The organism is Streptomyces sp. NPDC008238 (assembly GCF_042956445.1).
In the GTDB taxonomy this organism is placed as follows: Bacteria; Actinomycetota; Actinomycetes; order Streptomycetales; family Streptomycetaceae; genus Actinacidiphila.
This window is the reverse complement of sequence record NZ_JBIBGK010000014.1, coordinates 73806-86125: the sequence shown is the minus strand read 5'-3', so window position 1 is coordinate 86125 and position 12320 is coordinate 73806. Positions and strand designations below refer to the sequence as shown.

The 12320-nt window shown below is 71.0% G+C and carries 13 protein-coding genes; 8 read left to right on the top strand and 5 right to left on the bottom strand.

Translation table 11 applies throughout. The features are described 5' to 3' along the window. Positions 1-8 precede the first annotated feature (8 nt). The 7 genes from ACFZAU_RS25730 to ACFZAU_RS25700 all read left to right on the top strand — a co-directional run bounded on the left by ACFZAU_RS25730 (position 9) and on the right by ACFZAU_RS25700 (position 6685). Positions 9-422: a roadblock/LC7 domain-containing protein gene (locus tag ACFZAU_RS25730; protein ID WP_018562063.1), complete on the top strand. Its 414-nt coding sequence runs from the start codon at positions 9-11 to the stop codon at positions 420-422. A gap of 76 nt (positions 423-498) precedes the next feature. After that, complete coding sequence (locus ACFZAU_RS25725; protein ID WP_018562062.1) at positions 499-906, top strand: DUF742 domain-containing protein; 408 nt, start codon at positions 499-501, stop codon at positions 904-906. After that, positions 887-1495, top strand: a complete 609-nt coding sequence (locus tag ACFZAU_RS25720) for a GTP-binding protein (protein ID WP_500465155.1) — start codon at positions 887-889, stop codon at positions 1493-1495. Before ACFZAU_RS25725 ends, ACFZAU_RS25720 begins: the two co-directional genes overlap by 20 nt. A 462-nt stretch (positions 1496-1957) precedes the next feature. After that, complete coding sequence (locus ACFZAU_RS25715) at positions 1958-5071, top strand: sensor histidine kinase (RefSeq protein ID WP_500554139.1); 3114 nt, start codon at positions 1958-1960, stop codon at positions 5069-5071. 9 nt (positions 5072-5080) lie between these two features. Beyond that, the gene (locus ACFZAU_RS25710) at positions 5081-5494 is read left to right on the top strand and encodes a roadblock/LC7 domain-containing protein (RefSeq protein WP_018562059.1); all 414 of its coding nucleotides are present in this window, start codon (positions 5081-5083) and stop codon (positions 5492-5494) included. A gap of 71 nt (positions 5495-5565) precedes the next feature. Then, on the top strand, positions 5566-6126 hold the full coding sequence (locus ACFZAU_RS25705) for a DUF742 domain-containing protein (RefSeq protein ID WP_499602242.1): 561 nt from the start codon (positions 5566-5568) through the stop codon (positions 6124-6126). Then, positions 6107-6685, top strand: a complete 579-nt coding sequence (locus ACFZAU_RS25700) for a GTP-binding protein (RefSeq protein ID WP_089224993.1) — start codon at positions 6107-6109, stop codon at positions 6683-6685. The genes ACFZAU_RS25705 and ACFZAU_RS25700 overlap by 20 nt, the downstream gene beginning before the upstream one ends. A gap of 156 nt (positions 6686-6841) precedes the next feature. Here ACFZAU_RS25700 and ACFZAU_RS25695 read toward each other — a convergent pair whose 3' ends face one another. The 5 genes from ACFZAU_RS25695 to ACFZAU_RS25675 form a co-directional block, all read right to left on the bottom strand. Beyond that, complete coding sequence (locus ACFZAU_RS25695; protein ID WP_089224994.1) at positions 6842-7060, bottom strand: acyl-CoA carboxylase epsilon subunit; 219 nt, start codon at positions 7058-7060, stop codon at positions 6842-6844. A 17-nt stretch (positions 7061-7077) separates the two neighbouring features. Continuing rightward, on the bottom strand, positions 7078-8700 hold the full coding sequence (locus tag ACFZAU_RS25690; protein WP_499602243.1) for an acyl-CoA carboxylase subunit beta: 1623 nt from the start codon (positions 8698-8700) through the stop codon (positions 7078-7080). Between the two features lie 167 nt (positions 8701-8867). Further along, complete coding sequence (locus tag ACFZAU_RS25685) at positions 8868-9740, bottom strand: HpcH/HpaI aldolase/citrate lyase family protein (protein ID WP_500554138.1); 873 nt, start codon at positions 9738-9740, stop codon at positions 8868-8870. After that, positions 9737-10813 (bottom strand): HpcH/HpaI aldolase/citrate lyase family protein, encoded by a 1077-nt coding sequence (locus tag ACFZAU_RS25680; protein WP_499602247.1) that lies wholly within the window; start codon positions 10811-10813, stop codon positions 9737-9739. Before ACFZAU_RS25680 ends, ACFZAU_RS25685 begins: the two co-directional genes overlap by 4 nt. Before the next feature lie 94 nt (positions 10814-10907). Beyond that, positions 10908-11387 carry a GNAT family N-acetyltransferase gene (locus ACFZAU_RS25675; RefSeq protein ID WP_500554137.1) on the bottom strand — a complete coding sequence of 160 codons (480 nt, stop codon included), beginning with the start codon at positions 11385-11387 and terminating at the stop codon, positions 10908-10910. Positions 11388-11455: 68 nt separating this feature from the next. On the opposite strand from ACFZAU_RS25675, the gene ACFZAU_RS25670 reads away from it, so the two are divergent. Next, a complete protein-coding gene (locus tag ACFZAU_RS25670; RefSeq protein ID WP_500554136.1) occupies positions 11456-12289 on the top strand; it encodes an MOSC domain-containing protein in 834 nt (277 codons plus the stop codon). The last annotated feature ends 31 nt before the right edge of the window (positions 12290-12320 follow it).

Sequence of the window (12320 nt, the reverse complement as noted above, 5' to 3'; positions counted from 1 at the left end):
TGAGTCAGATGAGCCAGGCGGCACAGAATCTGAACTGGTTGATCACCAACTTCGTGGACAACACCCCCGGGGTGTCCCACACCGTGGTCGTATCCGCCGACGGCCTGCTGCTGGCCATGTCCGAGGGTTTCCCCCGTGACCGCGCCGACCAGCTGGCCGCGGTGGCCTCCGGCCTGACCTCGCTGACCGCGGGCGCGTCCCGCATCTTCGAGGGCGGCAGCGTCAACCAGACCGTCGTGGAGATGGAGCGCGGCTTCCTCCTCCTGATGTCGGTCTCGGACGGGTCCTCACTCGCCGTCCTGGCGCACCCCGAGTGCGACATCGGCCTCGTGGGCTACGAGATGGCCCTGCTCGTCGACCGAGCGGGCGCCGTCCTCACCCCCGACCTGCGCGCAGAACTCCAAGGCAGCCTGATGGGCTGAGCTCTCCGGAGCCCGGCCGAATGCACGCCCCATGACTACTCGCGACACGCGTCCGCTCTTACCCGGAGGACCATTCATGACCCCGCCGCCCGCCTCGCCCGGCCCGTACGGCGCGCCCCACCATGCGCCGTACGGGGATGAAGGCGACCAGCCGCTGGTGCGGCCGTACGCCATGACCGGTGGTCGCACCCGGCCCCGCTACCAGCTCGCCATCGAGGCGCTGGTCAGCACCAGCGCGGACGCGAGTGCCTTCCAGGGACTACTCCCCGAACACCAGCGCATCTGCCACCTGTGCATGGAGATCAAGTCGGTCGCCGAGATCTCCGCACTGTTGGGGATCCCGCTGGGAGTGGCCCGGATTCTGGTGGCCGACCTGGCTGAGGCCGGTATGGTCGCCATCCACCAGCCGAGCAGTGGCGAGGCCGGCGGACAGCCTGATGTGACACTGCTCGAAAGGGTGCTCAGTGGACTTCGCAAGCTCTAGGCCGGGGCAGCAGGCGGCGTACGGTGCGCCGCCCGCGGCCCGGTCCACCACCTCGGCGAAGATCGTGGTGGCGGGTGGCTTCGGCGTGGGCAAAACCACGTTCGTCGGAGCGGTCTCGGAGATCAACCCGCTCCGCACGGAGGCCGTGATGACCTCGGCGTCCGCGGGCGTGGACGATCTGACGCACGTGGCCGACAAGACCACCACGACCGTGGCGATGGACTTCGGTCGTATCACGCTCGACGACGACCTGATCCTGTACCTGTTCGGTACACCGGGCCAGGACCGCTTCTGGTTCATGTGGGACGACCTGGTCCGCGGTGCCATCGGCGCCGTCGTCCTGGTCGACACCCGCCGGCTGGCCGACTGCTTCCCCGCGGTCGACTACTTCGAGAACAGCGGCCTGCCGTTCGTCATCGCCCTCAACGGCTTCGACGGCCACCAGCCGTACACGCCCGACGAGGTCCGGGAGGCGCTGCAGATCGGCCCGGACGCCCCCATCATCACCACGGACGCCCGGCACCGCGCCGAGGCGAAGAGCGGCCTCATCACGCTCGTGGAGCACGCGCTGCTCGCTCGTCTCAAGTAAGCGTTCCAGCTTGCCACTTCGCGTAGGGACCGGCTGTGTCTTTTGACATGGCCGGTCCTTCTGTTCATAACGTTTCGACCGCGAATCGGAACAACCCGAACACCCCCCGCGCCCAGTCGGCTTCACTGCGCACACATCGAACCGGTGAATTGCCACCGCTTTACGCTTATGCCCGTTTTAACCGGCGCGTGATCATGGGTTCGCAGTCCTCGCCGGACGTTTGTGGAGCACCCCCATGACGTGCTGGAATTCATCGAAACCCGAGAGTAGGAACGGCGCCGCCCGCGCCGTCGCCGAGAGGTTGTTGGTCGAGTGAGGAACACGAGGCGAGCAGAGCCGGGTCCCGCGGACCACCCGCGTGGCAATTTCACCCCGCCTGCGCGGTACGGCACGGCGCAGGCCACAGACCCCGAGTCCGGCACCGCTCCCGAGCCGGTGGCGAGCCCGGGCAGCCGGTTCGCCATGCGCAACTGGCGGGTGGCAACCCGTCTGAACGTCATCCTCCTCATCCCGGTGCTGGTCGCCCTGGTCTTCGGCGGCTTCCGGGTGCAGAGCTCGGTGCAGACCTGGCAGGACGCGGACGACGCCGTACGCACCGCCAGCGCCGTGAGCGCGGCCGTGGACTACGCGAACGCCATCCTGAACGAGCGTGACCTCAGCGTGGTTCCCCTGCTGGCCGGCGACGCCGACAACAAGAACGTCGTCGCGACCCGTGCGGCCACCGACCAGGCCGCCGCGAAGTTCGACGCGGCCGTTGCCCAGCTGCCCGTGACCGACCGGCTGCAGCGCCGCGTGGAGAACATCCGCGAGGGCGAGAAGGTCCTGGCGAAGCTGCGCGACACGGCCTTCACCCGGCAGCTCCCGGGCGTGCAGACCGAAGAGAAGTACGTCGAGGTCCAGCACCCGCTGATGGAGCTCGCGAACGAGCTGGGCTACGGCACCGACAGCATCGCCTCCTACGGCCGCACCCTCTACGCGCTCGAACTGACCAAGGCCGCCGAGTCGCTGACCCGCTCCATCGGCACCCACCTGCTGGTCGAGGACCGCGACAAGCTGGCCGACGGCGAGCTGCAGCTCCAGCTCACCGCCTTCACCTCGTACGCCTACCTCCAGCAGGTCGCCCTCGAGGAGTACCGGGGCGGCGGCACCGACGCGGACTACCGCCGGCTGCTCGACGAGCAGGCCGCGGCCCTGGAGAAGGGCAAGGCGCAGGCCGCCCAGGCCGCCCAGGCGGCCAAGGACGCGGGCCAGCCCTTCAAGGCGCCGCCGAACCTCGAGACCATGATCAAGCTGATCGCCTCCGGCCAGGGCCCCGAGCAGCTCAAGTCCCAGGGCCTGACCGTCGAGAGCTGGTTCGGCGCGAGCACCCTCGCGTTCGACGCCTACAAGAACGTCGAGCAGCACCTGGCCGACCAGGCGTACAGCGACGCGAACGACCTCGCCAACAGCGCCCGCATCGACGCGATCGTCAACTCCGCCGTCGTGCTGGTGGCGCTGATCATCGCCTTCATCGTGGCCGCGATGGTCGCCCGCTCCATGAGCAACAGCATGCGCCGCCTGCGCACCTCGGCCTTCGAGGTCGCCGAGCAGCGCCTGCCCGGCCTGGTCGACCAGCTCTCGCGCACCGACCCGGGCAAAGTCGACACCCGCGTCCAGGCGATCCCGATCACCTCCAACGACGAGATCGGCGAGGTCGCCCGCGCCTTCGACCAGATCCACCGCGAGGCCGTACGGCTCGCCGCCGAGCAGGCACTGCTCCGCGGCAACGTCAACGCGATCTTCACCAACCTCTCCCGCCGCAACCAGGGCCTCATCCAGCGCCAGCTGACGCTGATCACGGACCTGGAGAACAACGAGGCGGAGCCGGACCAGCTGGCGAACCTCTTCAAGCTGGACCACCTGGCGACCCGTATGCGCCGTAACGGCGAGAACCTCCTGGTCCTCGCGGGCGAGGAGCCCGGCCGCCGCTGGAACCAGCCGGTCCCGCTGGTCGACGTGCTCCGCGCCGCGGCCTCCGAGGTGGAGGCGTACGACCGCATCGAGCTGGTCGGCATACCGGAGACCGAGATCCACGGCACCGCCGTGACCGACCTCGTGCACCTGCTCGCCGAGCTGCTGGAGAACGCCACCACCTTCTCCTCGCCGCAGACCAAGGTGCGGGTCACCGCCACCCGGCTGCCCGACGGCCGCGTCATGGTCGAGATCCACGACAAGGGCATCGGCCTCACCGCCGAGGACTTCGCGGACATCAACCACAAGCTGGCCGACCCGCCGACCGTCGACGCGTCGATCTCCAAGCGCATGGGCCTGTTCGTGGTCGGCCGCCTCGCCGACCGGCACGGCATCCGCGTCCAGCTCCGCCCGTCCGGCGAGCAGGCCGGCACCACCTCGCTGGTCATGCTCCCCGAGCCGATCACCCACGGTGGCGGTGGCGAGGAGTTGCCGCTGGACGACGACTTCACCGTGTCCCGGATCGTGCCGGAGCTCGAGACCCCGCAGTTCGCCGCCTACGGGCCGACCGCCGCGGAGCTCGGTTTCGACGACTCGCGCTACGAGCGCGCCGAGGCACCGGAGGACGCCCGCTCGCTCGACCCGGTCGGCCGTTCGCTCATGCGCGACCAGCGCCGCGCCCAGCTCGAGGCCGCGGCCGGCGACCGCACCGCGGAGCGCCCGCCGTTCGAGGGCGAGGCGCAGGAGCAGGTCTTCCAGGAGACCGCCGCCGAGGCCGCGTTCCAGGGGACCCCCTTCCAGGACAACGGGTTCCAGGACGGCGGGTTCCAGGACAACGGTTTCCCCGCGAACGGCTTCGACGGGCAGGGCTTCCAGGAGCCGCAGGCCCAGCCGTTCCAGGAGCAGCACGGCTACGACGCCCAGCCCGGCTTCCAGGAGCCGGTGTACACCGACGGCGCCTTCGCCGAGCAGGGGTACGCCGCTCCGCAGAACGGCTACGCCGCCCAGGAGGACTGGCAGCAGCAGAACGGCTACGCGCAGGAGCAGTGGACGGCGACGCCCGGCGACCTGCCGCAGACGGCCCAGCCGCAGGGCTTCCCCGGGCAGCCCGCGACCGATTCCGCCGCAGCCGCCCCCTTCGAGGCCCCGGACCGCGTAGGCTTCGACCGACCGGGTCCGACCACCGGCCCGCTGCACTCCTCGGTGACCGACGCGGGCCTGCCGCGCCGCGACCGCGGGTGGCAGCAGTCCGGCCAGGCGGTTCCGGCGCAGCCGGAGCCCCAGGCGGCGGAGGCCTTCCCGGCGCAGCCGGCGCCCTCCGCTCCGGCGCCGGACGGGGAGTCCGACTGGCGCTCCACGAACGACGAGAACTGGCAGCGGGCCGAACAGGCCCGCAAGCCCAAGGCGGGCGGAGTCACCCCCTCCGGCCTGCCCCGGCGGGTCCCCAAGGCCAACCTGGTCCCGGGCACCGCACAGCAGACTCCGCAGGGCGGCCCCATGGTCTCCCGTGCACCCGAGGACGTCCGCGGCCGGCTGAGCAATCTCCGGCGCGGTGTCCAGCAGGGACGCACTGCGGGAACTGACACGAACGGCCAGGGCTTCGGCCCCAAGCACCAGGAGCGTTAGTTGAGTCCGATGAGCCAGGCGGCACAGAACCTGAACTGGTTGATCACCAGTTTCGTGGACCAGACCCCAGGGGTCTCCCATACGGTTGTGGTCTCTGCCGACGGCCTGCTGCTGGCGATGTCCGAAGGATTCCCGAGGGACCGCGCGGACCAGCTGGCCGCGGTGGCCTCCGGTCTGACCTCGCTGACCGCGGGTGCCTCGCGCATCTTCGAGGGCGGCCACGTGAACCAGACCGTCGTGGAGATGGAGCGCGGCTTCCTCTTCATCATGTCCGTCTCGGACGGCTCCTCGCTGGCCGTGCTGGCGCACCCGGAGTGCGACATCGGCCTCGTGGGCTACGAGATGGCCCTGCTGGTCGACCGGGCGGGCAATGTGCTCACCCCCGATCTGCGTGCGGAATTGCAGGGCAGCCTGCTCAACTAACGGACAGGCATGCGGGCGCGTCTGGGGACCCGTAGGGTTTTCAGACGCGCTACCCAGCTGGAGGAGGAACCGTGGCAACGCCCCCAGGCGGAGATCAGTACGGCAATCACCAACAGCAGCCGCCCCTGAAGCGGTTCAACTTCCCCTCGGCACCGAGCCAGGAGCCACCCCCCTCCCACGGTGGGGGGAACCCCGGCCCCATGCCGCCCCACCGGCAGCCGAGGATCCAGCCGTACGAACCCCCGCAGGCGCCACCGCCTCGGACAGCTCAGACCGGGCGCGCCAGGACGCCGTCCGGTCTGGTACGCCCCTACGCCATGACCGGAGGCCGCACCCGGCCGCGCTACCAGCTCGCCATCGAGGCACTGGTCAGCACGACCGCCGATCCGGCCCAGCTGCGGGGCCAGTTGCCGGAGCACCAGCGGATCTGCATCCTCTGCCGGGAGATCAAGTCGGTCGCGGAGATCTCCGCGCTCCTCTCCATCCCCCTCGGCGTCGCCCGAATCCTCGTCGCCGACCTGGCGGAGGCCGGGCTCGTCGCCATTCACCAGCCCGGTGGCGACGATGCCTCGGGCGGACAGCCAGACGTGACACTGCTCGAAAGGGTGCTCAGTGGACTTCGCAAGCTCTAGCGGTCCAGCTCGCTCAACCACCTCGGCGAAGATCGTGGTGGCGGGCGGCTTCGGCGTGGGCAAGACCACGTTCGTCGGTGCCGTATCGGAGATCAACCCGCTGCGTACCGAAGCCGTGATGACCTCCGCCTCCGCGGGGATCGACGATCTGACGCACGCGCCGGACAAGACCACGACGACCGTGGCGATGGACTTCGGGCGCATCACCCTGGACGAGGACCTGATCCTCTACCTGTTCGGTACCCCGGGCCAGGACCGCTTCTGGTTCATGTGGGACGACCTGGTGCGCGGCGCCATCGGCGCGGTCGTCCTCGTGGACACCCGCCGGCTGGCCGACTGCTTCCCCGCGGTCGACTACTTCGAGAACAGCGGCCTGCCGTTCGTCATCGCCCTCAACGGCTTCGACGGCCACCAGCCGTACAACCCGGAGGAAGTCCGCGAGGCCCTCCAGATCGGTCCCGAGGCACCCATCATCATCACGGACGCCCGGCACCGCGCCGAGGCCAAGAGCGCGCTCATCACGCTGGTCGAGCACGCGCTGATGGCGCGCCTGCGGTAGCGGTCCCCGCTCCCGCGACGACGCGAAAGGCCCCGCACGGGATGTGCGGGGCCTTCGCGTTGTCCTCGCGCCCAGGACGGCGACCACCCGGCCCGTACGACAACGGCGGCGCGGCACCCGGGAAGGGGTGCCGCGCCGCCGTACGGGGCCGGAGGGTCAGCTGCGCCAGCTGTGGGGCGCGCTGAAGCCGGACTGCCGCTCCAGGCGGCGCCAGCCGGCCGTGGAGCGGGGCTTGACGTAGTCGGTCGCGTCCTGGCCCTGGGCCGCGGCGCGGGCGAGCAGGACAGCGGTGAGGGCGGCCAGCTCCTCGTCGCTGGCGTGGCCGCGCTCCACGCGCACGAGGGCGGCGGAGGTGCTGTCGGCAGGGGTGCTCACGGGGTTCGTCTTCTCCCTTACTGGGGCGGGTTGCCGTGCTTGCGGGACGGCAGGTCGGCGTGCTTGGTGCGCAGCATCGCGAGCGAGCGGATGAGGACCTCGCGCGTCTCGGCGGGGTCGATCACGTCGTCCACCAGGCCGCGCTCGGCGGCGTAGTAGGGGTGCATCAGCTCGGACTTGTACTCCTTCACCATGCGGGCACGCATGGCGTCGGGGTCGTCGGCCTCGGCGATCTGGCGGCGGAAGATCACGTTCGCGGCGCCCTCGGCGCCCATGACGGCGATCTCGTTGGTCGGCCAGGCGTAGGTCAGGTCGGCGCCGATCGACTGGCTGTCCATGACGATGTAGGCACCTCCGTACGCCTTGCGCAGGATCAGCGAGATCCGGGGCACGGTCGCGTTGCAGTACGCGTACAGCAGCTTGGCGCCGTGCCGGATGATCCCACCGTGCTCCTGGTCGACGCCGGGGAGGAAGCCGGGTACGTCCAGAAGGGTGAGGAGCGGGATGTTGAAGGCGTCGCACATCTGCACGAAGCGCGCGGCCTTCTCGCTGGCCTCGATGTCGAGGACGCCGGCGAGGGAGGCGGGCTGGTTGGCGATGATGCCGACGACCTGCCCGTCGAGGCGGGCCAGGGCCACGATGATGTTGGTCGCCCAGCGCTCGTGGATCTCCAGGTACTCGCCGTCGTCGACGAGCTCCTCGATGACCTGGTGCATGTCGTACGAGCGGTTGCCGTCGGCGGGGACGATGTCCAGCAGGACGTCGCCGCGCCGGTCGGCCGGGTCCGCGGCGGGGATCGACGGGGGGTTCTCGCGGTTGTTCTGCGGCAGCATCGACAGCAGGTAGCGAACCTCCTCGAGGCAGGTCTGCTCGTCGTCGTACGCGAAGTGCGAGACGCCGGAGACCTCCGAGTGGACGTCGGCGCCGCCGAGCCCGTTCTGGGAGATCTTCTCGCCGGTGACGGCCTGGACGACGTCCGGGCCGGTGATGAACATCTGGGAGGTCTCGCGGACCATGAACACGAAGTCGGTCAGGGCCGGGGAGTACGCGGCGCCGCCGGCGCAGGGGCCGAGCATCACGGAGATCTGCGGGATCACACCGGAGGCGCGGGTGTTGCGCTGGAAGATGCCGCCGTAGCCGGCGAGCGCCGAGACGCCCTCCTGGATGCGGGCGCCGGCACCGTCGTTGAGCGAGACCAGCGGGGCGCCGGCCGAGATGGCCATGTCCATGATCTTGTGGATCTTGCTGGCGTGGGCCTCGCCCAGCGCGCCGCCGAAGATCCGGAAGTCATGGGCGTACACGAAGACGGTCCGCCCGTGGACGGTGCCCCAGCCGGTGATGACACCGTCGGTGTAGGGCTTCTTCGCCTCCAGGCCGAAGCCACTTGCGCGGTGCCGGCGCAGCGGCTCGACCTCGTTGAAGGTGCCCTCGTCGAGCAGCAGCTCGATGCGCTCGCGCGCGGTCAGCTTGCCCTTGGCCTTCTGGGCCTGGGTGGCCTTCTCGCTGGGGCCGAGCCGGACCTGCTCGCGGATGGCGCGCAGTTCCGCGACGCGCCCGCGGGCGTCGTTCGCCGGCTGCGCGGCCTCTTCGGCCCCTCCGGCCTCGGCGGGCTGGGTCGGCACCTCGTCCAAAACGCTCATGCCATCGACCATACGAGCGGAGGGCCGCGGAAATCGGCGTCGACTTCGTACAGTGTCCGGACCCGCTTCATGGAGCATCTGGACAGAACCAACACAAGAAAGGCCCCGCACGGCACGTGCGGGACCTTTTCTTTGTAGCGGTCGTCCACCCGGACTCTACGGGAGCGCTACCTTCCGGATACCGCCTCGGCCAGGGCAAGGACACGCCGGGCGTCATCCACATGGAGGTTCTCGACCATCCGGCCGTCCACCGTGACGACCCCGCGGCCCTCGGCCACGGCCTCCTCGAAGGCCGCGATGACGCGCCGCGCCTTGTCGGCTTCCTCCTCCGAGGGGGCGAAGACCCTGTTGCAGATCCCCACCTGCCGTGGGTGGATGAGGGTCTTGCCGTCGAAGCCGAACTGCCGGCCCTGGACGCACTCGGCCTCGAAGCCGGTCTCGTCCGTGACGTCGTTGTAGACACCGTCCAAAATCACCTTGCCTGCCTCGCGTGCACCCAGAAGGGCGAGGGAGAGCCCGGTGAGCAGCGGGGCGCGGCCCGGGACGTGCTCGGCGTGCAGCTCCTTGGCGAGGTCGTTGGTGCCCATGACCAGCACGCGCAGCCGCTCCGAGGCCGCCGCGACAGCCCGGGCGTCCAGCATCGCGCGCGGGGTCTCCACCATCGCCCAGATGGCCGTGCGGTCCGGGGCGCCGGCGGCCTCCAGGGCGCGCTCGACGGCGTGCACGGTCGCGGCCGAGTCGACCTTGGGGACGACCACGGCGTCCGGGCCCGCCTCGGCGGCGGCCCGCAGGTCGTCCTCGTGCCAGGGGGTGCCCGGCGAGTTCACCCGGATGGTCACCTCCCGGTAGCCGTACTCGCCCGAGGCGGCGGCCGCGGCGACCCGCTTGCGGGCGTCGGCCTTGGCGTCGGGCGCGACGGAGTCCTCCAGGTCGAGGATGAGCGCGTCGGTGGGGAGGGTCTTCGCCTTCTCCAGGGCGCGCTCGTTCGCCCCGGGCATGTACAGGACGGAGCGGCGCGGCCGCAGGATCGCGTCGGTCATCGGTTCTGCTCCTGCTCCTTGTACGCGGACTCGTACGCCTCGGCCAGCTCCGGGTCGCGGGCGGCCAGCGCCTCCGCGAGCTCGACGACGACGTGGCACTGCTTGACCGTGGCGTCGTCCTGCATCTTGCCGTCGATCATCACCGCGCCGGTGCCGTCGCCCATGGCGTCGATGACCCGGCGCGCCCAGGCCACGTCCGCCGGCGCCGGGGAGAAGACCCGCTTGGCGATGTCGATCTGGACCGGGTGCAGGCTCCACGCGCCGACGCAGCCGAGCAGGAAGGCGTTGCGGAACTGGTCCTCGCAGGCGGTGGTGTCCTTGATGTCGCCGAAGGGGCCGTAGTAGGGCAGGATCCCGTGCGCGGCGCAGGCGTCAACCATCCGCGCGATCGTGTAGTGCCACAGGTCCTGCTGGAAGGTCAGCCGCGGCAGCTCCATGTCGGGGTCCTTGGGGTCCTCCCGCACGAGGTACCCGGGGTGTCCCCCGCCGACGCGGGTGGTCTTCATACGGCGGCTCGCCGCCAGGTCGGCCGGGCCGAGGGAGATGCCCTGCATCCGGGGACTGGCACCGGCGATCTCCTCGACGGCCGCCACGCCCGTCGCGGTCTCCAGGATCGCGTGGACGAGGATCGGCCGCTCGACGCCCGCCTTGGCCTCCAGCTGGGCGAGCAGCCGGTCGACGTAGTGGATGTCCTCGGCGCCCTCGACCTTGGGCACCATCACGACGTCGAGCTTGTGGCCGATCTCGGCGACCAGGGTCAGCAGGTCGTCCAGCGCCCAGGGCGAGTCGAGGCTGTTGATGCGGGTCCACAGCTGGGTGTCGCCGAAGTCGTTGGCCTTGGCCGTGGCGACCAGCCCCGCACGGGCGGCCTCCTTGCGGTCGGCGGAGACGGCGTCCTCCAGGTTGCCCAGCAGGACGTCCACCTTGGGGGCGATGGAGGGGACCTTCGCCGCCATCTTCTCGTTGCTCGGATCGAAGAAGTGGATCATCCGCGACGGCCGGAACGGCACTTCCCGTACGGGGGCCGGGGCCCCCACGGCCAGCGGTCGGAAGAAGTCCTTCGCGGAACGCATGCGGTCTCCCGGGGTTCGAGGGTTGGGGAGCGTACGGCGCTCACCCTATGATCCGCGGGGTGCCCGCGTTACTGGTCGGTACGTGTGCCGTTGGTCACCGGTCCGCCACGGGCGGCAGACGGTAGGTCAGGTCCGGCTCGCCCTCCTCGTTCGCGGTGCTCCCGCTGCCGGGGACGGCCCGGAAGCCGCGCCGTTCGTAGAACGCGCGGGCCGCGGTGTTGCGCCGGAAGACGTGCAACGACAGTGGGCCGTCCGGGTGGTGGCGCACGACCTCGTCGAGCAACCGCGTCCCGATGCCGCGTCCGCGCGCGTCGGGCCGCAGGTAGAGGTGCTCCAGCCAGTCGCCGTCGAGCGCCGCGAAGCCGGCTGCGGCACCCGTGCCGGTCTCCTCCGCGAGCCACACCCGGCACTGCTCCAGCACCACGTTCGCGACCCACCACCGGGTTTCGGCGTCGGTGTGCAGCCGGGGCAGCCAGGGCATGGCGGCGGCCCGGGAGGCGAGGAAGACGGCGGTGATCGCGTCCGCGTCCGCAGCCCGCGCGGCCCTGATCCGTATCGCTGTGTCGTCGGTCACGCGATGAACCTACGCCGGGCCCGGGGGCGTGATCGAATGGGTTTACCCGCCCCGGAAGGACGAGCCCCATGACCGCAGCGACCGTGCACTCGCTGACCTGCTACCCCGTCAAGGGCTGCGCCGGCGTGCCGCTGGCGAACGCCTCCGTCACCGCGACCGGTCTGGTCCACGACCGTACGTTCATGGTGGTCGACGCGGCCGACGGGACCTTCCGCAGCCAGCGGACGCTGCCGCGGATGGCCGTGGTGCGCGCGGAGGTCACCGACGACGGCAAGCACCTGGCGCTGTCGGCACCCGGCGCCGGGGAGCTGGCGCTGGAGGTGGCGTACGAGGGGCCGCCGCGCGAGGTCGTCCTGTTCGGCCGGCCGCTGGGGCCGGCGGTGGACCAGGGCGAGGAGGCCGCGCGCTGGTTCTCCGAGGCGCTGGGCGCGCCCTCGCGCCTGGTGCGCGTGCGTCCGGGCTTCGACCGGGACGGCTGGGGCGAGCACCCGGGCAAGGTCAACTTCGCCGACGCCCACGCCCTCTCGGTGGCCTCGCTGGCCTCGCTCGACGACCTCAACCGGCGCATCACCGAACGCGGTGGCGCACCCGTGCCCGTGGACCGCTTCCGGTCCAACGTCGTGGTCGCCGGCTGGACCGAGCCCCACACCGAGGACCGGGTGCGGGTCATGGACGCCGGCACCGCCCGGCTCGGCTACTCCGTGCGCGCGATGCGCTGCTCCGTGCCGCTGGTCGACCAGGCGACCGGTCGTACGGCGGGCCCGGAGCCGGTGCGCACCCTGGCCGGCTACCGGCGGGAGCCGGAGTACGGCAACAAGGTGAGCTTCGCGATGAAGGCGGCGGTGCTCCGGCCGGGCACGATCGCGGTCGGCGACCCGGTGGAGGTCCTGGCCTGGGCGTGAGGCCCCTCCCGCACCGGCCGCGCACACCGCG

Excerpts from the sequence above, each read along its gene's own strand:
- ACFZAU_RS25730 (WP_018562063.1), top strand. The coding sequence starts at position 9 with ATGAGCCAGGCGGCACAGAATCTGAACTGGTTGATCACCAACTTCGTG.
- ACFZAU_RS25725 (WP_018562062.1), top strand. The coding sequence starts at position 499 with ATGACCCCGCCGCCCGCCTCGCCCGGCCCGTACGGCGCGCCCCACCAT.
- ACFZAU_RS25715 (WP_500554139.1), top strand. The coding sequence starts at position 1,958 with ATGCGCAACTGGCGGGTGGCAACCCGTCTGAACGTCATCCTCCTCATC.
- ACFZAU_RS25710 (WP_018562059.1), top strand. The coding sequence starts at position 5,081 with ATGAGCCAGGCGGCACAGAACCTGAACTGGTTGATCACCAGTTTCGTG.
- ACFZAU_RS25690 (WP_499602243.1), bottom strand. The coding sequence starts at position 8,700 with ATGAGCGTTTTGGACGAGGTGCCGACCCAGCCCGCCGAGGCCGGAGGG.
- ACFZAU_RS25685 (WP_500554138.1), bottom strand. The coding sequence starts at position 9,740 with ATGACCGACGCGATCCTGCGGCCGCGCCGCTCCGTCCTGTACATGCCC.
- ACFZAU_RS25680 (WP_499602247.1), bottom strand. The coding sequence starts at position 10,813 with ATGCGTTCCGCGAAGGACTTCTTCCGACCGCTGGCCGTGGGGGCCCCG.
- ACFZAU_RS25670 (WP_500554136.1), top strand. The coding sequence starts at position 11,456 with ATGACCGCAGCGACCGTGCACTCGCTGACCTGCTACCCCGTCAAGGGC.